Below are 22,036 nucleotides of genomic sequence, written 5' to 3'. Positions count from 1 at the left end.
TCGGATAACAATGGGATAACTCACAGATATCATCAAAGTTATAAACAGAGGCCATGACAAAAAGGCGATCTTATTCACGTTTTCTGTGGATAGCTTTGTGAAGAACTCGGTACATAGCGGGATAAAACTTTCGCCAGAGCGAAAACGAGGAAATTTTATCTTAGGAATTAACCTATATTAATCAAAATGATGATAAGGTTTATCACAGGTTAAAAAACCACATTCAGTGGTCCTGATTCGCCATCGATCGCCAACTGGTGAAAGATCGAACGCTGAAGATTTTATCCACAGATTATGCCAATAAGTTACGCACAAAATGCACTGTTCGCGCAAAAAAGCCGGTCGTCAAGGCTGTAAATCAAAACAGTGTTCTGCTGAAAAGCGACTTATCCCAGATTTCTGTGGATAACCGGGGGTAAGATCCTGTTCATTGTCGATGACAACATGGTAAAACCACAGCCGGCTGATCCATTCTTGGGTTTAGAGTGGCATAAAAAATCATGTGTAATCATGCTATTATTCCTGTTTTGCACAATCATACCGCTGCATAAATACTATCACGTAACATCTGTTTGTTTTTTAACCTAATCGCAGGAACTAAGATGGCCGTTGATTTTTCCCCTGTTACTCCCCCTGACGACGAAGCCACGCTGTTGGCACGCGCGCAATCATTAGCGGGCTATACACTGGGTGAACTGGCTATTCGGGCGCAGTTAGCAATTCCGGCGAATCTGAAACGTGATAAAGGCTGGGTCGGTACTTTGCTGGAGATTCATTTGGGAGCCAATGCCGGCAGCAAACCCGAGCAGGATTTCGCCGATATCGGCGTTGAACTGAAAACGATCCCGATTGACAGTTTGGGTCGTCCGCTGGAAACCACTTTCGTCTGCGTTGCCCCACTGACCGGCAACACTGGCGTGACCTGGCACAGCAGCCACGTGCGTCATAAGCTTTCGCGAGTGTTATGGATCCCGGTTGAAGGCGACCGCGCCATTCCGCTGGCCGAGCGTCGGGTAGGGGCACCGCTGCTCTGGAGCCCCAGCGCTGAAGAAGAGGAACAGTTGCAGCGTGACTGGGAAGAGTTGATGGATCTGATCGTGCTGGGCAAGGTAGAACGCATTACTGCACGCCATGGTGAGGTGCTGCAAATCAGGCCTAAAGCCGCCAACAGTAAAGCGCTGACTGAAGGAATTGGCGAAAATGGTCAACCCATTATGACTCTGCCGCGCGGCTTCTATCTGAAAAAAACCTTTACCGGGCCGCTGCTGGCGCGCCATTTTTTGTTATAAATTGTAAGTAGTGCGGGTTATCACATTTCAGAAAGTTGCGATTAACGTCTCAGCCAAATAAGTTTATTACTACACTGGTAAACTGACGAAAACACAGCGGGAGAACATGGATGAAGTGGATGTTAAGTGCAGTCGCAGCCGCAATGCTGGTTAGCGGTTGCAGCAGTGATTATGTAATGGCGACTAAAGATGGCAATATGATTATGACCGAAGGCAAGCCGGTTATCGATAAAGAGACCGGACTGGTAAAATATGTTGATCAGTCAGGTCATGAAGTTCAGATCAACGGCGACGAAGTTTCCACCATTATCGAGCGTTAATCCTGCTTAATGTTACCTGCTGCGGCATCATCGGTGATGCAGCAGGCTCTCCACCAGCCTTACAGGCAAAATGCACACTTCCCCCTCTGCGCTGCCACGGTTATAGTCAAAAATGCGTTAATTCGTTTTACCCTTTCCAAAATGAAAAAAGGAAGCCGGCAAATGCAATATCACCGTATCCCCCATAGCACACTGGAAGTCAGCACGCTGGGGTTAGGAACCATGACGTTTGGTGAGCAAAATAGCGAAGCCGACGCCCATGCTCAACTGGATTTGGCATTACGTTCCGGTATCAACCTGATTGATACCGCCGAGATGTACCCGGTGCCACCACGCCCGGAAACCCAGGGACTGACTGAAAGCTATATTGGCAGTTGGATTAAATCACGCGGCAACCGCGATAAGATCGTGCTGGCATCAAAAGTGGCCGGGCCGTCACGGGGCAATGATGCTTCGATCCGCCCGAATCAGGCGCTGGATCGTAAAAACATCCGCGAAGCGCTGGATGCTTCACTTAAGCGTCTGAATACCGACTATCTCGATCTTTATCAGCTGCACTGGCCACAGCGTCCGGCCAACTACTTTGGCAAACTGAACTATGAGTACAATGATGCCAGCGTACCGGTCACGCTGCTGGAAACGCTGGAAGCGCTTAATGAGCAAGTGCGAGCCGGCAAGATTCGATATATCGGCGTATCCAATGAGACCGCATGGGGCGTAATGCGTTACCTGCAATTGGCGGAAAAGCACGAGCTGCCGCGCATCGTGACGATTCAAAACCCTTACAGCCTGCTGAACCGCAGTTTTGAGGTTGGCCTGGCAGAAATCAGCCAGCACGAAGGTGTGGAGCTGCTGGCCTATTCAAGCCTGGCGTTCGGTACTCTGAGCGGTAAATATCTGAATGGGGCGAAACCGGTGGGCGCGCGTAATACGCTGTTCAGCCGCTTTACCCGCTACAGTGGCGAGCAGTCACAGCAGGCGATTGCGGAATATGTGGCGTTAGCCAACAAGCATAATCTGGACCCGTCACAAATGGCGCTGGCCTTTGTCCGTCAGCAGCCTTTTGTTGCCAGTACCCTGCTGGGCGCCACCACGCTGGAGCAATTACAGATTAATATCGACAGCTTTAACCTGACGCTGACGGAAGACGTGGTACAGGAGCTGGAAGCGATTCATCGTCGTTATACCTATCCGGCACCTTAATCTTACGGTATTGCTGAAATTCAGTATGCCGACAGAGGCGGCGAAATCGCCGCCTCTTACGTCTTCAGGGGAGCCATTTTCGGCTGCCGTTCAGATGGCTCTCACTGTGCAATCCGTCAGCCAGCGCGTCTTTTTTGCGCTAACTGCCAGCCCCACAGCACGGCAATCGCCAGCGCAAACAGTGCGCCAAAACCCACGCCAGTTGCCACTGCCGGTGCGCCCAGTTTGATGGCCAGCGAATAGAGTCCCAGCATCAATAGCATCGCACTGTTTTCGCCCAGATTCTGCACCGCAATGGCGTTACCGGCTCCGACCGTGGCTTTACCACGTTCCTGCAACAGCGCATTAAGCGGCACCACAAAGAATCCGCCCAGCACACCAATAATCACCAGCAGCGCATAGGCATTAAACAGGCTGTGCTGAATGGCGAAAAAGATTACCGCTACGCCAATCAGCACCCCGGCAGGCATACAGCGCCCGACCGTTTTTAGCGTCACCAGCTTTGCCGCCGCCGCCGCACCAATCACAATACCAATCGCCACCATCGCATTCAGCAGCGTCGGTGTCTTATTGTCGGTGATGCCCAGCGCCACCGGCACCCACAGCACCAGCAGGAAGCGCAGCGTGACGCCCGCTCCCCAGAACAGACTGGTGCCCAGCAGTGAAAAACGGGTTTCGCCATTGCGCCACAGCACTTTACAGGCGCTGAAGAAGCTGCGAGACATGCTTAACGGATGCCAGCTCTGGCCGGCCCGCGCCACAGACAGTTTCGGAATCAGCAGGTTAGCCGCAACTGCCAGCCCGTAGGCCAGCACACAGGCAATTAACGCCGCCAGCAGGCTCCAGTCGGCCAGCACCCCGCCCGCTACCGAACCCAGCAGGATGGCAGCAATGGTTGAAGCTTCCATCAGACCGTTCGCTTTCACCAGCTTTTCACCGCTGGTAATTTCGCCGAGGATGCCATACTTCGCCGGTGAGTACGCCGCGGCGCCTACGCCAACCAGGCTGTAACCGATAAATGGATTAAAGCCAAAGCAGATCACCAACGCACCAAGCAATTTCAGCGCGTTAGCAAACATCATCACTCGCCCTTTAGCAAAGCTGTCGGCAATCTGCCCGACAAAAGGCGCCAGAATGATATAGGTGGCGACAAATACCATCTGCAATACCGGCTGGCTCCAGTCGGGATAAAGCTGGTTTTTAATCACCGCCAGGGTAGCAAACAACAGCGCATTATCGCCAAAAGCCGAGAAAAACTGGGCGGTAATCACCGCCATCATACCGCGCGACAGCAGCGGCTTATCGTCATTCAACGCCCTGTTCATGCGGATTTAGCCTCTTCTTCTGCCATTTTACGCAGGGTAACGAAGTCGGGTTTTCCACTGCCGAGCTGCGGCAGCTGTTTCATATAGCGAATATCACGCGGTACTGCCAGTTCCGGGCTGCCTAACGTTCGCGCTGCACTCTGCAACTGCTCACGCGTCAGCGCTTTATCGGTAGTAAACAGCACCAGCGCTTCACCGCGATTGCCATCTGGTTTAATTGATGCCGCGTGCTGCTGCTCTGATGACGCTTTCAGCGCGATCTGTTCCACCATTTCCAGCGAAACCATTTCACCGGCAATTTTGGCAAAACGTTTTACCCGGCCCTGGATCTGGCAAAAACCGTGCTCGTCAAAGCTGACGATATCACCGGTATCATACCAGCCCGCTTCCATCTGGCCTTCACCGTTGTCGGCCTGAGGTTCTTCAAGGAAGCCAGGACGCTCGACGCGCAGGTAGCCTTTCATAATATTCGGGCCACGCAGTTGCAGCAGGCCGCCATTCTCAATGCCCGGTACCGAGATCAGCCGCGAATCCATGCCCGGTAAGATACGCCCGACGCTGTGCGGACGCGCTGCCATCGGCACATTAATCGCGACTACCGGCGCGCACTCGGTAACGCCATAACCTTCCAGAATGCGCACGCCAAAACGCTCCTGCCAGACCTGACGAGTCTGCTCCTGTAGCTTCTCTGCACCGGCGACCACGTAGCGCAGACGAGCAAAGTCGTAAGGATTGGCAAAGCGCGCATAGTTACCGAGGAAGGTCGAGGTGCCGAACAGCACGGTGCAGTTACGGTCATAGACCAGTTCCGGCACGATGCGGTAATGCAATGGACTTGGATAGAGGAATACTTCCGCACCGGTCATTAGCGGAGTAAACATGCCGACCGTCAGGCCGAAAGCATGGAACAGCGGCAGCGCTGACATAAAGCGATCGCGCGGCGTGAAGTCCGCCACGGTGCGAATCTGCTCGACGTTAGCCAGCAGGCTTTTATGCGAATGCACCACGCCCTTCGGGCTGCCTTCTGAACCGGAAGTAAACAGCACCATGGCGGCATCTTCAGGCTGCTGCGGCACCATCGCGCGGCGCGGCATCAGCAGATGGCCGAGGATCCACAATTTATCCTGCAAGGTGACGGTATCTTTCAGATCCTCAAGGAAGATCCATTTCGCGCCGGTCACTTCCTCCGGCAGATGCATCAGCTTGCCCTTCTCAAGGAACTGACGCGAGGTAAATACTGTTTTGACTTCGGCAGCTTTCAGCGCGCTGGTTAATCCCTGCGCCCCGGCGGTGTAATTCAGCATCGCCGGAATGCGTCCGCGCATCGATGCACCAAAAATTGCCGCCGCGGTAACAGTGGTATTGGGCAGCATCAGGCCAATCACCTCGCCCTGAGTGGTATAGCGCTCGAGAATACGCCCAACGCCCAGCGATTTTTTTAACAGGCCGGTGTAGCTGTCGGGTTTGAAGTTAATGTCCTCGATGCAGTTCTTAAAATAACCATAACGGGTACGTGCGCTAAGAAAGGCTTCATACAGCGTTTCACGCGGCCGCACCGCCATCCGTGCTTCCATCATCACATGATGTAAATGCTCACCTGCCAGCGCGCGGCGATCGCGCGCGCGCGGCGCATCGGGCATCGGAATGGTGGTCGCAGGCAGCACCGTCAGGGTAATGCGTGGAAACAGACGCCGCTTAAAAACGCCGCCAAGACGACCAAACGGCGTGTACTCTGCGCCTTCAATACGCAGCGGCACCACCGTCGCCTGTGATTTGGCAGCAACGAAACCGGCGCCGCTGTAAATTTTCATCAGTGAGCTGGTGACCGTAATGCGCCCTTCCGGAAAAATCACAACCGGACGCCCCTGCCCAATCATGCGCACCAGATGCTTAATCGCCAGCGGTTTGGTCGGATCGAGTGGCACAAAATCGATTACGGACTTCACCCAGCGCATGTACCATTTTTCACTGACGGAAGAGTAGACGGCGAACACGGGTTTAACCGGCAAAAATACCGCCAGCAGTACGCCATCGAGGAACGACATATGGTTAGGCGTAATCAGCACCCGCTCTTTATATAGCGCAGCTATATCCCCACGCAACTCAGCGCGATACATAAGACGGAACAAAAAGCGGAAAAACGAGAACAACATGCCGACTCCTTTAGCATCTATAAACATTACGCATCACGATGCAGGATATGACGATTTAACTCAATGCGCTAAACGATAAAACCGGTGATATTTTCTAAAATATAACCGCACAAATGTTTCTCCTCGCGTGCCCCCGTTCTGTTCTGCCAGCCACACTTCAGCGCGAGGAACTTCTCGCTATAAAACTAAAAAGATCCAGTAAAAAACAGAAGAAGTTGACGCGCCAGCTAACGATCATAGCGACATTATTTTTTTTTGACTTCATTTACAGGATCTTTACCTGATGTCTATCCATAATTCTCTTAGCCGCCAAATGTTACCGGTAACAACAAAAACCACAGACGCCACGGTAGGTGAAACTAACACCGCCACCGGAGGGCGTCAGGGTGTTGACGTTTCTGCCTGCCCTGAAGCCAGAGCAGAACTGGGACACATGGTACTCGGCGCCGGGAAAGAGTGGACTGAGCGCAAAGACGTCATCATGTTCCTGCAGGATCTGCTGAATGATCCCGCGTTTATCAAAGAAATTCTGGCCGCAACCGGCCTGCCGTTAGCGCCGGCAGCACCGGACAGTATGACAGCCTCGGGTTTGACTAAACTGCTGCCCTCCGGCAGTCATCCGACACAGTATCAACTTGATCAGCTGCGCCAGTTACTGACGGAAAAACTCGAACACACCTACCCGATGCTGGATGAGTTTCGTCTCAAGGGGCATAACAGCGAAATTATGAGCCTGGAGCTGGACAGCTCACTGATTCAGTCGCTGAAGGAAAAAATTGCGGCTGACGACGGGAGTGTACCGCTGCTGGCGGTGGCTGAAGCACTGCAAAAAGCAGTAAGCGGTACGCTGGCGATCGCCTCGGCTGACAAAGACGTGCAGGCAGATGTGACCAGTTTAAAAAAGACGCTGCGCGCCCAGACTGATGCGCTGGCGAAAGCCGCTTTTACCGTGGGTGAATACGACAAGCTGGTTAAGAGTGCGGCGGCAAAAGATCCCGAGACGCGGGGCCGGACGGCAGAAGCTCTGTATGACGCGGCGAAGGAGATAGACCGGGCAGAAAAGGTGTTAGACAAAGAGCTGGGCAAGCTTCTCCCCCTTTCTGAAGGGGAAGGTGGAGCGAAGGCGATGACAATACAAACCGCGCTGGTTAACAAAAAGCTGAAGCTGATTCGGGAAAATCTCAAGGCGATGGAGCACCGGCTTCGTGCGGGACAATCGCGCATGGAAAAAAAACTGGAAGATTTTGATAAAAAAGCCTTCTACCTGGTGAAGAAAGCGACCTCTCCCGGCTCGCTGCAAAAGCTGGAGAAAGGAATGGAAAAAGCCTGGCATGACACACCGGCTTTATTTCAGGACCTAATGAGAAATACCGCAAACCAGGTCAGGACGCTGTCGGCAGCAACAAAGCACACACTCAAGGTCATTGAAAGTACGGTTAATAAAGGTAGCCAGGCGCTCAAAAAGGTCGCGGAGGCGGTCAGTGAGGCCCACACCTCGCCAATCACCCGGCTGCAGAATGAGCAATCGGGTGCGGATGCGGCAGAACAAAAGGTCAATACCCAGTTGAGGGCGGCTTACCATCCGCTAAAGGTGGCCATGCAGAAGCACCAGAATGCAGCCGAAAAGCTGTTAGGGGCGGCGGAAACGCTGGTAAGGTCAAGTTCATCCCATTCCGGGCCATCGGATGCGATTGCAGCAACGCTGGGTGAGATGGGAGATGTGTCGGGAGGCGCGGCGCTCATTTCAGCTGCCGTAGAGACATCGGCAGCGCGGGCCGGCGGCGCAGCCTCCGGAAAGGAAAAGCAGGTGCTCAGTGAAGTGCAGCAGCGGGAACGGGCGCAGAGGACGTTTAACGCGGCATCAGCCGCACTGACAGAGGCCCGTGGCGAGGTGGACAGCTGCTCAGATGAGCTAAGGGCGACGGTAGCACAGACCGCTGAGCAGTATGGGCAGCACCAAAAGCAGCTGAAAAAACTCGTGACGTTTAAAACGGAAATTGACAAAGCAGAGAGCCATTTTCGTAAAGCTGCCGACCGTCTGCAACGGGCGGTGCAGGACATGACGCAAACCGCGCCCGGTTCAGCGTCGGCCAGCAGGGAGGCGTTTAACTATGCGGCAACAGACGGAAAAAAAGCAGATTACCGCACCCGGGATGCGGTACTGGAACTGAGCAGCGCGGTATTAAACGCCACCGGCAGGCCACAGGATATCTTCTCAAAGGACGCGCGCATCGCGTTACATCTCGGCCAGTTTTTTGCGCAGCAGAAACAAACCTTATTGCAGTCAGTACCTGAGTTTAAGCCGTGGCTGTTCGACAGAATGGTCACGGAGATCGTCGATAAAGAAATACCCGGTCACTTTAGCAAGACGCACGATCCGGACGGGAAAATCATGCTGGCAAAAGTGCATCAGGCAGCCAGCGATGCGGAAGCGGGCACCCTGCTGACGCCTAAAATTCTTGAAGAAGTGATGGAGAAGATTCCAGGAGCTGCCGATTTTCTCTCAAGAGCAGGCCGCAGCGGCATGGTAGGGAAAGTGGTAAACGCCAGCGTCGACAGGGCCGCCGATCGGCTGCTCTCAACCCTGCCCCGCAGTTTTCTGCCGAGCCTGGGGCTGATAAAGGCGACCATGCTGCCGGTTGCTTATATGCTGGCATTATCCAATCTTAAACAGGCGGTGATGCCAGGGCAGGCGGAGCCGAAAAGTGAGAAACTGACGCTGGCAGCGAGCTTCGCCATTCAACTGACGAAAAAGCTGGTCGACTTTGCGGTGCCGCATCTTTACCGCTTTGTCGCAGATGCTGCCTTGACCGGCTATGACCTGTATCGTAATGGCCCGGATAAATTTGCTCATAATTTAATGAAAGATCTGGTGGACAGTGGGACCTTTGCCGTCGGGTCGAAGCCGTTTTATGAAGGCTATGAACAAGGGACGGATGCCTATTTTGAGCATCAGCTGCGAACATTACAGGCCGCGGATGATAAGCAGATTGCCGCGGAGCTGGAGAACTATCCGGAATTTGCGCGCGAAGAGATCGCCACTGTGCTGAAGAAACGCCAGGCAGAGGAAAACAAGGAAATTGATCGGCTGGTCGCAAACTACCCTGAGGAGCAACAAAAACGCCTCACGGTTGGGTTAAAGAAACAGCTGGCAGCAGAGAAAGCGAAAATTCAGGCGGCTCAGGAGCAGAGCCTCAAAGGACAAGCGGCTGAGGTCCAATCGCTTACACCTACTGAGACAGTAAGCAGGGTGAAAAGAACTGCTGACACCACGGATATTCAGCATGACATTGATACTGATGATCCTGTGGTAATGAATGATATCAAAAACAAAGTAGAAGATGACCTGAAGGATTTTACCAATGCTGCCATTGTGCGGATGACCGATCTGAATATCCGGCAGGCGGCACGTGATCATATTCAGAATATTATTAATAGCTTCCCGGCAGACCAGCGTGGTGGTCTGGACTCTCCTGACTCCATTATGCTTTGGCGACAACACCGCTATACAGAAGGCGGCTATCCTGCCAACTTGATGGATATACTGACCGGAAGTTTTAATTATCGGGATAAGTACCCGGAGTGGCCAGAAGGCAGCAGTGTAGCATTCAGGAAAGCACTGATAGGCAACGTGAGTCCGTATATGGATATTCCCAGATATGCCAAATTTGCCGGAAAAAAAATAAGAGCCAACCTTAACGCTAAAAGTTATGGCCCTTCAATGGCTGACGTGTTTGAAAAGACTTATAAAAAGCGTTTAAGCAATATTAAAAGTGACTATAACATCAGCCTGGGGAAAATGTATGAAACCTCATTCAAGACATCAGCAAGGGATCTGCAACAGGATGCAAAGCTGGCCAGCTTTAAGCCTGAACTGCAAAAATTTATTGATGGAAAGATAAAACCCTTCGTATTAACACTAGGCGACCATGATGACAATCAGTTGTCAGAATGTATTGCATTACGTGTTGGTGATCAATTACTTGCCTGGGATTTTATGGGGTCATATCAGCTAATCGATGTGAGTACGAAGGGCATACCCTATAAAGATCAGCAAGATTGGTTGTTAAATCACATGAACACCAATGCACGGTATAAATATAGTAAGCCCGAGGAGAGAGAGCGTGTATTCGCCACCCTCGCTTCGCCCACGGCCCTGGCGTTTCGCAGGTTGGAAGGCGGTCTCGGTCAGGAAATGCTGGACAGAAAAATTGCCCAGGCAGATAAAGACTGTGACGCTCTGATAACTACCAGTACGGAGTATTTAATAGACTTCGTAATCGATGCTCTGTATATCGGCACAGATATCGTTACAGGTATTGCGGCCGGAACGCTGCCGTTGGGCACCGTGGGCTCGGTTATGGTACAAATAGCTAAGTCGGCGTTATTAACCTACCTGAAAGATTTAACCAAGATACATTTTGCCGATAATCTGGCAGCAAAGGATGCGGCCAGAGAAGCCATACCCGCGAATCTTATTGCCAGTCTGTATGTTGATGGCAGCATGAATATCGGTCCTGAACTGGCAAAAAAACTACTGGCAAAAGGCAATATTAAACTTCACTGGGTGTCTGCAGCAAAAGGAATCAATCCCGCGAAAGAGTTGATGCTTGGCATACCCGGGTATCATAAGGCCAATGAAGTCGGTTCCGAGGCAGCAGCAAGATTAGCGGAACTGAAAACAAACGCTGACCATGAGCAAATAGCCAAAACAAGTGAAGTTAATACAAAAGCTATCCCAGGAGGAACGACCCACCGGGTTGTAGAAGGTGAAACTATTCACACAATCACCGAAAAATATTCAATTTCATCCAGACAATTAGCTCTGCTGATTTATACCAATCCACAGATCGCAGATTTTGATGTTTTATCACCTGGGGATCAAATATTTATCCCGTACGAATCACTGTTAAGAAATCATGCAAAAGTGATGTCATTTACTCCGGTAGAAGAAATTGGCATACAGAAAAATGAAATTCTCAGAGAAATAACCTGGACTCCGGATGATGTAAAAAAACTTGAAGAATCCATCCAGGATGGAACGTTACTTGAGAAGGTTCAAGGGAAAAAAGAAAATCATATCAGATATTTATTGACGCTAAATTATCCTATTTCTAAACAATTAATTGACTATGTTTCAGAAAATATACAGCGTCAGGGATTTGATAATGTCCGGTGCCGCGCCATGTATATATGGACTGGAAGGCCTAATGAAGAAGAAGCAAAAGTCCATTATGTTGTTATTGGCAATAAATATGGCAAAGACTATGTATTTGATATCGGCGCTGGAAAATTCGATGTCGGGCTTGGCGACACCATACTCCTTCCGACATCAAGCTGGCAGGCTAAATATCAGGATACCTTCAGCAACGGACATGTTATATACAACGATTTTGACATTGACGATGTGCGGGTGGCAGTTGATAGCTACCGGCACAGAGCCTCTAAGAAACCTGAGCAGCTAGCGGGAGAGCACGTAATTGAGACCGAGGCCTGGCTTAAAAGCCAGCCAAAGAAGCCGCAGAATGAAGTGCAGCAGGAGAAAATTGCAGAAATCGTCAAAGACGAAAATGGCTTTATTTATCAGGCTGAGGGAGTAACGGATATCCTTACTCTTGCCAGAGAACTGGGCTTTTCAAATGCCCACCTTGCAAGATTAATGTATAACAATCCTGCGATAACTAATGATGGCATACTTCATACTGGCTCAAATATTTTTATTCCTGACCAGGAGGTTGGCAACCATTTTAAAGATGAAAACGGAAAGATTGGTGTGGTTAAGTTGTTGGGGAGTCTGTACAGGCAGGATGCTGTTATACGATACAACATGATTATTCCCTATAACCGATCTGAAGAATTAATGCCATTAGTAGCAAGAGCGATCAGTAACATTGGATTTGATAATGTTTATTATCGTGCGATCGATATCTGGGACAATACTACAGATAGTAACCCAACGCGTCATTATGTCGTTGTAGGAGAGATAGATGGCGAGGATTATGTTTTTGATATGGATGCCGGAAAATTAAAATCAACCTTTACTGGACCGATTATCCTTCCTATAAAAGAGTGGACAGCCAGGTACGCTAAAGAATTTGACAGCAAGCTGATATCCATCAATGAATCCAGTGATATAAATATTGTAAAACCTCGTTCTTCCGGTCGTTTTTCAGAAGGGCTTGAATCCGGAACACATCTCATAAATATAATAACATCGGCACACGAAGCCTATTATACCGAACGAGACACCAGCCCCGAACAGTTATTAAAAAAGATAACTAATAACAACAAAACCATAGAGGACATGTTAAAAAGCATTCAGGACACGCATAAGTCATTACTGCCGGTACTTGAAAAAAAGCTTATATTACCGCTTGGAAAAGAACTTGAAAAACAGGGATATATGAACATCCGCTATCGTGCCGTCTATTTATGGGATGCAAAGTCAATGGAAACTGGAAAGCCAACACAACATTTTGCTGTGACGGCGATTAAAAATAACAAAGATTTTGTTTTTGATCTTGCGACCAGAGCGTTAGGTGATGGATTCAAAGAACCGTTGATACTTTCACAGAAAGAATGGTGTGAAAAATATTCCGAGATGCTGCCTGATAAATACATTGTCTATCGTGATTTCAACTTTCCAAAAGATGCGTTAGAAAGTCTTGGAAAAAGAGAAAGTAGTAGCTTTGAAATTATTGGCAGTGAGAAAATGCTGACAACCAAGACATCTGATGAATATGATTTTAATTTATTGATGACTGAGCTAGTTAAAAAGCCAGAAATCAATGAGTTAACAAATGCAAAAGAAGATAAATCCATGGAGTTGATGCCGGTTCTCACTAAGGAACTGGCCAGCTTAAATTATCAAAATATTGCCTATCGGGCGGTGTATGTTTGGGATAAAAGTGATGATAATCAAAACATGGGACAACCCCATTATATTGTCACTGCCAGTAAAGCTGGAAATACTCTGGTATTTGATTTATCGACCAAGGTATACGGCGAAGGCTTTAAAGGCAAAGCAATATCTAATGAAAGTGACTGGCAGCAACAGTATAAAGCGTTTTTTGTAAATAAAAATATTGCAGAAGGCTACATGTCCAAACCAGAGGATACAGAGTCTGCTTACCAGCTTATACTCTCAACCCGGCCAGAAGTATTGTTGGAAAATCTCATGAACAGCGATCTTTCAATTGGATTGTATGCATACACCCTGAAAGATAGATCCGACAGGATTATCGCCGCGACAGGTAAAGAGTTAACAAAACAGAATTTTGATAACATTCGTTATCGTACCGTCTATGTGTGGGATGAAAAGTCTAAGAATCATGGAAAACCACAATCGCACTTTGTTGTGACTGCCACAAAAAACAACAAGGATTTTGTATTCGACTTTTCTAATCAATCCTTGGGTAAAGGATTTAAGGAGCCCTTAATCCTTTCTCAGAAAGAATGGGCTGCAAAATACAATACATTGTTAACAAGAAAATACATTACCTACCGTGACTTTCATTCAGCCGATGAAGCAATCAGCCACAGTAAGCAAAGAACAGGCAATAGTTTTGACCTGATGCCAAATGAGAAGGTTTTACAGTCCGGTGACTCTACCTATTTTGACTTTACTCCGTTACTTCTTGATTTGAAGAAGAATTCGACGATCAATGCTTTAATGGAATCGAAAGAAGATAAGTCTCTTGAACTGATAGCATCAGTTACTGCTGAACTTAAAAAATTAAAATACACAGACATTGGCTATTGTGCTGTCTACATCTGGAAAGAAAATGATAATGGCGACAAAATGATGCAACCTCACTTTATTGTCACTGCCAAGAAAGATGGAGAGAGTATGGTATTTGATTTATCGACAGCAGCGTACGGTGATAAATTCAAAGGAGAACCAATCTCTAACGAAAAAAGCTGGAAGACAAACTATAATAAATTCTTTGCCAATCAGACGATAAAGATATATGCAATGTGGAACCCAGAAGATGCAGAAACGTTCTCGGCGATCTCGGTAAAGAACCTGAATAAGATGCCTGGAACACCATCGGTATCCTGAATGCAGGGATAACAAGCCTCTTCTGCATCGCCGAAGAAGCCGTGACCTGCATTAAATTGAGTTTCCCGTATCAGTATCACTGGTACGGGAAACTGCATAGCCCTGTGTGATTAGCCATGCCCATACAGCGCATCCGGCGCCACATTCATATGTTTCAGTACCGGACCAATAATATTGCCGAAGACTGGCGCAGCCACCGAACCACCGAAGTGATCGCCAGCGGTCGGATGGTTAATCATAATCACCAGCGCCACCTGCGGATCGCTGGCAGGGGCGACTCCGGCGGTATAGTTGATATAACCACCATCATATTTTCCTTCCGGCCCCATCTTTTCTGCAGTACCGGTTTTGATCGCCAGTCGGTAACCCGGCACCGCCGCACGCACGCCGCTGCCACCGGGCAATGCATCACTTTCCATCATATGAATGACAGCTTTAACCGTATCAGCATTGGCTACCCGGGTACCGATAACCGGTGGAGTCACTTTGGTGATCGACAGCGGACGATAGATACCATATGAACCGAGCGTGGCGTATTCGCGGGCGATCTGTAATGGCGTCACCCGCAGGCCGTAGCCAAACGAGAAGGTTGCACGTTCGATATCTGCCCAGCGCTGACGATGCAGCGGGAAATAGCCGACGCTCTCCCCGGTCAGCCCCAGCCCGGTCGGTTTGCCGAGGCCAAAGTTACTGAAAGTATTGACCAACACCTGTGCAGGCATCGCCAGCGCAATATGCGAGACACCAATATCACTCGATTTCTGCAAAATACCGGTCATCGTCAGACGCGGCCAGTGACCAACGTCTCGGATTAAATGGCCATTGACCCGGTAAGGCGTGGTATCAATAACCGAATCCGGGCGCACCAGTTTACGCTCCAGCCCTTCCATCACCACCAGCGGCTTCACGGTAGAACCCGGTTCAAAACTGTCATTAATCGCCGAATTACGCATCTGTGCCGGTGAAACGTCGGCAAAATTATTCGGATTAAAAGAGGGGTACGACGCCATGCCCAGCACTTCGCCCGTATCGATTTTAATTAATACTGCCGCTCCGGAATCGGCCTTGTTCAGCAACACACCGTCACGCAGTTTGGTATACATGGTGTACTGGTCAAACTTATCGATACTCAGCTGCAGCGTCGGCGGTTGCTGGGGCGGCTGATAATCGATCATTGCGATAATATTACCCTCACCATCCTGGCGATACTGCTCATGTCCCGGTTCGCCCTGTAGCAACTTGTCGTAGCCATGCTCCAGGCCGTTAAGCCCTTTATTGTCGGTGCCGACAATGCCCAGTAACGGTGCGGTGGCTTCACTCATCGGATAAAACCGGCTGTCGTCATAAACCGTGCTGATGCCTTTCAGATGCAGCTGAGAGATATCTTTCGCGATGCCCAGCTCGATTTTGCGCCCGAGATAAAGAAAGCGACGACTGGCATTGGCATTAATTTGCTGAGCGATTTGATCGACCGGCTGATTCAAAGCATTGGCGAGATATTGCCATTTTTCACTGGTGAAATCAGGGTGGGCTTCCAGCACCCGTTTGGGATCGGCAATGATATCGCGCGAAGGCACGCTTAATGCCAACGCCTCACCGTTACGATCCAGCAGCGTGCCGCGGTTAGTCGGCAGCGTAACGGTGCGTAACGAGCGCTGATCGGCCTGATGCTCCAGCATTGGGTGGTTAATCAGTTGCAGATCGGCCACTCTGGCCAGCAGTACCGCCATGCAACCCAGCACGCCGAGACAGATCAGGCGAAACCGGAAGGGATTGAACGGTGCTTTAATCTGGTCTTTACCCAATATTTTTTTTAGTCGCGGCATATGGCTTTGGCAGATTTTTAGATGATAACTAACTGAAGGTTATAAAGAAGAGTCTGGGCAGATAACAGAAAAACTGTGTTTCATTTCGTGATTGCCGTTTTTCGGGCAAAAAAAACCTGCGCATCTGCGCAGGTTGGTGTAATCAAGCAAAATACAAAAACTTTTTGATGTTCACCCATCAATACCTCTGGGACTTAAAATCTAGCAAGTCCCACTGATGGGCCGCCATCACTGATTCGCAACAGTTATCCGCAAAGTGTAACCAGCCATTAGATTGTTAGGCGGTTTTGCTACTGACGGCGCTTTTCACCTCAACCAGACAGCTCATGGCGTTCGGTCCCTGGGTTAACGACGAGGTACCGATATCCAGGGTTAATACATTGGGATTACCGGCGCGGTCATACGGCTGCCAGTTGGCTTTGCCAAAGCCAGGATCAAACCATGCACCGGTTGAAATCAGTACCACCCCCTGAGTGACGCCATCAGTGAGCCGGACGCCGGCCAGCATAACGCCACGGCTGTTGCTGACGTTTATCGCTTCGCCATCATTAATGCCGCGCGCCACCGCGTCCTGCGGATGCATCCACAAGGTTTCATGGCCGGCAGTTTTATTCGCCTGGACGCTGGCGGTACCATCAAGCTGGCTGTGCAGACGATCGCCCGGCTGGATCGAGATCATATGTAACGGATAATTCCGACTAAGTTCGGCCCCAAGCCACTCTTTCGGCGGCTGCCATTGCGGGTGACCAGCAAAATCATCCAGTTGATAATCGGCGATGGTTTTGCAAAATAGCTCAATTTTGCCGCTGTGAGTTTTAATCGGGTTAGCCTGTGGATCATTACGGAAATCTTCCATAAAGATATACGGTTTGTCGCCCTGTGGGATTTCGACAAAACCGCGCTGCCAAAACTCACCAAATTCCGGCCAGTACACGCCTTTATTGGCATGTGCCAGCGCACACTGCTGATAAAGATGCTCTATCCACTGCATTTCGTTGCGGTTTTCGGTGAACTGCTCGCGGTAGCCAAGACGATCGGCGATATCGGCAAAAATATCAAAATCATTACGTGCCTGGTGCTGCGGTTTAATTGCCTGATGCATGGCTAATACATAGCGGTCACGCGATGAGCCACCGATATCATTACGCTCCAGCGTGGTGGTGACCGGCAGCACGATATCGGCCATCTGCGCCGCTGGCGTCCAGACAATGTCCTGTACGATAACCGTATCCGGGCGCTGCCAGCCCTCTACCAACCGGTTAAGCTGCTGATGATGGTGGAACGGGTTACCGCCCGCCCAGTGCACCAGATGAATATCAGGATAGTGGTGGGTTTCCCCCTGGAAACTGTAGGGCTGGCCAGGATTAAGTAGCATATCGCTGATGCGCGCCACCGGAATGGAAAGCCCGGACGGATTCGGTCCGGTCGACATTAATGGTGCGGGCGCTTCGACACGCGGATTACCCACGCTGTTCATCGAACCATGCCCGAAGGAGAAACCGCCGCCCGGCAATCCAGGCTGGCCAAGCATCGAGGATAAGGCAATCATCATCCAGTAAGGCTGCTCGCCGCGATGCGCGCGCTGAACGGAATAGGAACAGGTGATAAAACTGCGCACGCCAATCAGCTGCTGCGCCAGCTGGGCAATGCGCGCCGCTGGCACGCCGGTAATCTCACTGGCCCACTGTGGCGTTTTAGCCACACCGTCGCTTTCACCGGTCAGATAAGCGCGCAGCTCGGTGTATCCGACACAGTGACTTTGCAGGAAAGCATTATCCACCGCGCCAAGCCGTTCAATCTCGTAACCCAGCGCCAGCATCAGCGCCACATCAGTATTTGGCCGAATCGGGATCCATTCGGCATTAACGAATTCCGGGCAGTCATCACGCATTGGGCTGATATTAATCACCCGCGTGCCCTTCGCTGCCAGCTGCTGTAACGCGGGTTTAAGGCTGTGTTGTCCGGCACCACCCGAGGCCACCTGAGCATTTTTCAGCGCCAGCCCACCAAAGGCAACAAACAGCTGGCAGTGCTCGACTACACTCGGCCAGTCGGTGACGCGCCCGGTCAGCGGCATGTAAGTACCGATGACATACGGCAGGAAAAATTGCGCGGCGCCCCAGCTGTAGTTACCTTGCTGATCGACGCCACCGCCACCGTTAAAGTAAAAACGGCGCACTAAAGTACGCGCATGGTTCACGCGACCAGCCGATGACCAGCCGTAAGATCCGTTGAAAATGCCTGAAGCACCGTAGCGATCGCGCACCCGGCGATTTTCCTCAGCCACCAGATCCAGCGCGGTTTCCCAGTCCACTTCAACGAAGCCTTCACGGCCACGCAGCGTTCGGTCGCTGTTCTCTCGTGACGTTAACCAGGAGCGACGCACCATGGGTTTACGGATACGTTTATCGGAGTAGACCAGTTCCGGAATGGTGTTCAGCATCGGCGACGGATCGCTATCGGCAAAAAAAGGCTCACAGCCGGTCAGCTTGCCGTTTTGAGTTACAGCGGTAAATGCGCCCCAGTGGGCGAGGTGTGGCACTTTTTTAATTGTCATAAGTTGTCCGGCAGGCAGCTAAAATTCTGTCGCCAGCATAGCATTTTTTAGACTGCCGTCAGCGGCAATCTGCCGATCCGCATCCGGGCAATTGATCGGGTGATGCCTGATATTTCCTCCCGCTTTGCGACACCCCTGGCATTCTCTCAGCTTGAACAAGGGCGCGTTTTCCGCAACACTGAATTTATGTGTAAACGCTTTCCCAGGATCAGGTAAACAGATGGCTACCATAAAGGATGTTGCAAAAATGGCCGGCGTTTCCGTCGCCACCGTATCACGTGTGATTAATAAATCACCGAAGGCCAGTGAAAGCTCCCGGCTGGCGGTCACCCGCGCCATGGAGCAACTGCAATACCATCCGAATGCCAATGCGCGCGCGCTGGCGCAGCAATCGACTGAAACCATTGGTCTGGTGGTTGGCGACGTTTCCGATCCTTTTTTCGGTGCAATGGTAAAAGCTGTCGATGAAGTGGCCTGGCAAACCGGCAACTTTTTGCTGATTGGTAACGGTTACCATAATGAGCAAAAAGAGCGCCAGGCGATTGAGCAACTGATGCGTCATCGCTGCGCGGCGCTGGTGGTCCACGCCAAGAAAGTGCCCGACGACGAACTGATCGGCCTGATGAAGCAGGTGCCCGGTATGGTGCTGGTCAATCGCCTGCTGCCTGGCTTCGAAAATCGCTGTGTTGCGCTGGACGATCGCTATGGCGCCTGGCTGGCGACCCGCCATTTAATTCAGCAAGGCCATAAAAATATCGCGTTTATCTGCTCAACCCATGCCATTTCTGATGCGGAAGATCGCCTGCAAGGCTATTACGATGCGCTGCGCGAACATAATCTGCCGGAAAACGATCGTTTGGTCGCGTTTGGTGAACCGGACGAACTGGGTGGCGAGCAGGCAATGACCGAACTGCTTGGACGCGGTAAAAACTTTACTGCCGTCGCCTGCTACAACGATTCGATGGCTGCTGGCGCACTGGCGGTGTTAAGCGATAACAGTATCCGCATTCCCGAAGAGATTTCACTGATTGGCTTCGATGACGTACTGGTGTCGCGCTACGTTCGCCCGCGTCTGACGACAATACGCTACCCGATTGTTACCATGGCTCAGCAGGCGGCTGAACTGGCGCTGGCGCTGGCCAATAACGCGCCCCTGCCGGAAGTGACCAATATGTTTAGCCCGACGCTGGTACGCCGTCATTCCGTCGGCACGCCGGGATAATTCAGCGGGCAGCGATTGCGGCCCGCTCCGGTGATTAACCCTCGAACCTGTCGATGATTATTTGGTCTCCCGGTCGTACGCGAAATGAAACCGGATTACCGGCCACGATACGGAAAAATGCCCTATCGTTGTCGAAAATATTCACCCCTGCGGCCATGGTCCTTTCTGGAAAGATATCGCCCAGCTGATTAAAAGCGGATATAAACAATCCCCGGCTTGAATATTCCCGGAAGGCACGGACCGCCTCGCCCTGCACCGTCACCACGCCACGAAAACCGCTGGTTGGCCACAGAGTTTGCTGGGTAAACTCCCGGGCAAAGCGCGTTGAGTTACAACTAATAAATCTGAGTTCATGATATTCATCCAGCGCAATATCTTGCTCGTTTAACAAGTTAACCAGTTGCCGGGGAGTGACCGGGCGCCCGCCGAGAGCAATGCGGTTTCCATTAGTAAAAGCCCATATATTCAGCCGTTGTTGCGCCTGGTGGTTAGCATCCTGATAAGTATCCTCAAAAATCACCGACATCAGCGAGTGGGCGCCATCCGTTGCCCCACGCGGCGAGCTACGCCCCAGGGTTGCCCGATAACGAAACTCACTAGCCAGATCCATATCGATAGTGTCCTCAGCCAGTGCCGCGCTACGTCCGGCGGCCAGCATGCCGCCAGCACCGATAATTCCCAGCGCCAGCGACGCCCAGCCTAATGCCTTTGCCAGCTGCGGATGCGTTGATTGTTCCAGTTGACCGGCCAACCCCAGCGTCGAACTGATGACCGTGGTCGCCAGCGCTGCGCTAATTGCCAGTGAACTACCGCCGGTAAATAACGCGCCAAGAATACCAACGCCCATGCCCACTCCCCAACCGAGCCAGTTCAGCCAGCTCATATGGCCGGACGGATCGCTGCGGTTAATCGGATCGCCTGCACACCAGCCATAAGGATTAACACCGCCAGCCGCAAACGGGCTACTGCTATCCGGGCAATCACAGCGCATCAGCGTCGGGCTGTAACCCCGATAGCCATTACCGGGATGAAAAGCGTGGCTGACGAAATCAAGACGCTGGCCATTAAATGTCAGTACGGAGTTATTCATTAACAGGCTCCTGTTGATCAAATAACTCTGTAATACTGCTTCGGTCAGCCGGTAACCAGTGCGGATAACATCTAAAAGATCATCATGATGTGTTGTACACATCATGATGTCGGGGACGCTGCGCAGCTTTACACCAGTTTTCCCTGAAAGATCGGAACCGATTCAAATAAATAGCCGTCAAAGTCTGGTGCGTCTGCATCAGACAACTCCAGCAATGTATTTTTGACGTTTTCCAGGTGTTGCCACATTGCCTGCCACGACCCCATGACATCGCGACGGCGCAGCGCAGCGAGGATAGTCTGATGATCGCCAAGCCATTTCAGACGATAGCTGCGGGTTTCGATGTGGCTGCGCAGTTGCTGCCACAGTGGACTGCTTTCATGATGTCGCCAGACGCTGTTCACCGTATCCAGCAGCATCTGATTCTGCGTGGCACCAGCCAGCAGCAGATGGAACATTTTGTCGTTGTCGTGGCTGTAATCGTTCATCGCAATCGCTTTCTGCTCTTGCTCCAGCGTGCGTTTTAAATTTTCGATATCCGCCTTGGTCGCCATTTTTGCGGCAAACGCAGCGATATTACTTTCCAGCAGCTGACGCGCCTGCAGCATCTCAAATGGCCCGACGTCACTGCGGAAAAAGGCCTCTTCTTCATCACTGCTTTCCGAAGGAATCCGCATGACGTAAACCCCGGAACTTTGCCGAATATCCACCGTGCCTTCCAGCTCCAGCATCAGCAATGCTTCACGCACAATAGTGCGACTGACGCCCCAGGTCTCGGCGATATTGCGCTCTGGCGGCAGACGCGACCCCACCGGATAGTGGCCATCAATAATTTGCTGACGCAGATGCTGACCAATTTCCTGATACTGCTTCTTCTCTTGCGGAGGTGCGACCTTATCCACTTAATCACCCTTAACCCATTGACGATGTTGATAATATCGCCGACTCGCTTCCGCTTCGAGCTGTAACGTTATGCGGGTCAGAACAGA

General features: G+C 51.0%; 11 protein-coding genes. 5 read left to right on the top strand and 6 right to left on the bottom strand.

All coding sequences use genetic code 11. The annotated features are described in order from the left end of the window. Positions 1-602 precede the first annotated feature (602 nt). The 3 genes from mutH to ACP3TC_RS03550 all read left to right on the top strand — a co-directional run bounded on the left by mutH (position 603) and on the right by ACP3TC_RS03550 (position 2,812). Positions 603-1,289 carry a DNA mismatch repair endonuclease MutH gene (mutH, locus tag ACP3TC_RS03560; protein WP_313853511.1) on the top strand — a complete coding sequence of 229 codons (687 nt, stop codon included), beginning with the start codon at positions 603-605 and terminating at the stop codon, positions 1,287-1,289. Between the two features lie 110 nt (positions 1,290-1,399). Then, the gene (locus ACP3TC_RS03555) at positions 1,400-1,609 is read left to right on the top strand and encodes a YgdI/YgdR family lipoprotein (protein ID WP_313853513.1); all 210 of its coding nucleotides are present in this window, start codon (positions 1,400-1,402) and stop codon (positions 1,607-1,609) included. 162 nt (positions 1,610-1,771) lie between these two features. After that, entirely contained in the window at positions 1,772-2,812 is a 1,041-nt protein-coding gene (locus tag ACP3TC_RS03550; RefSeq protein ID WP_313853516.1) for an NADP(H)-dependent aldo-keto reductase, read from the top strand. Positions 2,813-2,928: 116 nt separating this feature from the next. Here the strand turns inward: ACP3TC_RS03550 and lplT are convergent, their stop codons facing one another. Both lplT and aas read right to left on the bottom strand, forming a co-directional pair. Next, complete coding sequence (gene lplT, locus ACP3TC_RS03545; RefSeq protein WP_313853518.1) at positions 2,929-4,137, bottom strand: lysophospholipid transporter LplT; 1,209 nt, start codon at positions 4,135-4,137, stop codon at positions 2,929-2,931. Further along, the gene (gene aas, locus ACP3TC_RS03540) at positions 4,134-6,290 is read right to left on the bottom strand and encodes a bifunctional acyl-ACP--phospholipid O-acyltransferase/long-chain-fatty-acid--ACP ligase (RefSeq protein WP_426817532.1); all 2,157 of its coding nucleotides are present in this window, start codon (positions 6,288-6,290) and stop codon (positions 4,134-4,136) included. Before aas ends, lplT begins: the two co-directional genes overlap by 4 nt. Positions 6,291-6,573: 283 nt before the next feature. Between aas and ACP3TC_RS03535 the strand changes: the two genes are divergently transcribed. Continuing rightward, positions 6,574-14,352, top strand: a complete 7,779-nt coding sequence (locus ACP3TC_RS03535) for a hypothetical protein (RefSeq protein WP_426817531.1) — start codon at positions 6,574-6,576, stop codon at positions 14,350-14,352. 110 nt (positions 14,353-14,462) lie between these two features. Here the strand turns inward: ACP3TC_RS03535 and ACP3TC_RS03530 are convergent, their stop codons facing one another. Together ACP3TC_RS03530 and ACP3TC_RS03525 are read right to left on the bottom strand one after the other, a co-directional pair. Next, the gene (locus ACP3TC_RS03530) at positions 14,463-16,178 is read right to left on the bottom strand and encodes a penicillin-binding transpeptidase domain-containing protein (protein ID WP_313853524.1); all 1,716 of its coding nucleotides are present in this window, start codon (positions 16,176-16,178) and stop codon (positions 14,463-14,465) included. Positions 16,179-16,455: 277 nt separating this feature from the next. After that, positions 16,456-18,735 (bottom strand): molybdopterin-dependent oxidoreductase, encoded by a 2,280-nt coding sequence (locus ACP3TC_RS03525; protein ID WP_313853525.1) that lies wholly within the window; start codon positions 18,733-18,735, stop codon positions 16,456-16,458. A 220-nt stretch (positions 18,736-18,955) separates the two neighbouring features. On the opposite strand from ACP3TC_RS03525, the gene galR reads away from it, so the two are divergent. Continuing rightward, positions 18,956-19,957, top strand: a complete 1,002-nt coding sequence (galR, locus tag ACP3TC_RS03520) for an HTH-type transcriptional regulator GalR (protein ID WP_313853526.1) — start codon at positions 18,956-18,958, stop codon at positions 19,955-19,957. Positions 19,958-19,991: 34 nt separating this feature from the next. Here galR and ACP3TC_RS03515 read toward each other — a convergent pair whose 3' ends face one another. Continuing rightward, positions 19,992-21,047: an RHS repeat-associated core domain-containing protein gene (locus tag ACP3TC_RS03515; RefSeq protein ID WP_426817530.1), complete on the bottom strand. Its 1,056-nt coding sequence runs from the start codon at positions 21,045-21,047 to the stop codon at positions 19,992-19,994. A gap of 128 nt (positions 21,048-21,175) precedes the next feature. After that, positions 21,176-21,949, bottom strand: a complete 774-nt coding sequence (locus ACP3TC_RS03510; RefSeq protein WP_313853531.1) for an FCD domain-containing protein — start codon at positions 21,947-21,949, stop codon at positions 21,176-21,178. Positions 21,950-22,036 lie beyond the last annotated feature (87 nt).

Source organism: Winslowiella sp. 2C04, from assembly GCF_050037805.1.
Classification (GTDB): Bacteria; Pseudomonadota; Gammaproteobacteria; order Enterobacterales; family Enterobacteriaceae; genus Erwinia; species Erwinia toletana_A.
Note: the sequence above shows the minus strand (reverse complement) of the source record. Positions and strands in the feature narration are given on the sequence as shown.

Excerpts from the sequence above, each read along its gene's own strand:
- mutH (WP_313853511.1), top strand. The coding sequence starts at position 603 with ATGGCCGTTGATTTTTCCCCTGTTACTCCCCCTGACGACGAAGCCACG.
- ACP3TC_RS03555 (WP_313853513.1), top strand. The coding sequence starts at position 1,400 with ATGAAGTGGATGTTAAGTGCAGTCGCAGCCGCAATGCTGGTTAGCGGT.
- ACP3TC_RS03550 (WP_313853516.1), top strand. The coding sequence starts at position 1,772 with ATGCAATATCACCGTATCCCCCATAGCACACTGGAAGTCAGCACGCTG.
- lplT (WP_313853518.1), bottom strand. The coding sequence starts at position 4,137 with ATGAACAGGGCGTTGAATGACGATAAGCCGCTGCTGTCGCGCGGTATG.
- aas (WP_426817532.1), bottom strand. The coding sequence starts at position 6,290 with ATGTTGTTCTCGTTTTTCCGCTTTTTGTTCCGTCTTATGTATCGCGCT.
- ACP3TC_RS03535 (WP_426817531.1), top strand. The coding sequence starts at position 6,574 with ATGTCTATCCATAATTCTCTTAGCCGCCAAATGTTACCGGTAACAACA.
- ACP3TC_RS03530 (WP_313853524.1), bottom strand. The coding sequence starts at position 16,178 with ATGCCGCGACTAAAAAAAATATTGGGTAAAGACCAGATTAAAGCACCG.
- ACP3TC_RS03525 (WP_313853525.1), bottom strand. The coding sequence starts at position 18,735 with ATGACAATTAAAAAAGTGCCACACCTCGCCCACTGGGGCGCATTTACC.
- galR (WP_313853526.1), top strand. The coding sequence starts at position 18,956 with ATGGCTACCATAAAGGATGTTGCAAAAATGGCCGGCGTTTCCGTCGCC.
- ACP3TC_RS03515 (WP_426817530.1), bottom strand. The coding sequence starts at position 21,047 with ATGAATAACTCCGTACTGACATTTAATGGCCAGCGTCTTGATTTCGTC.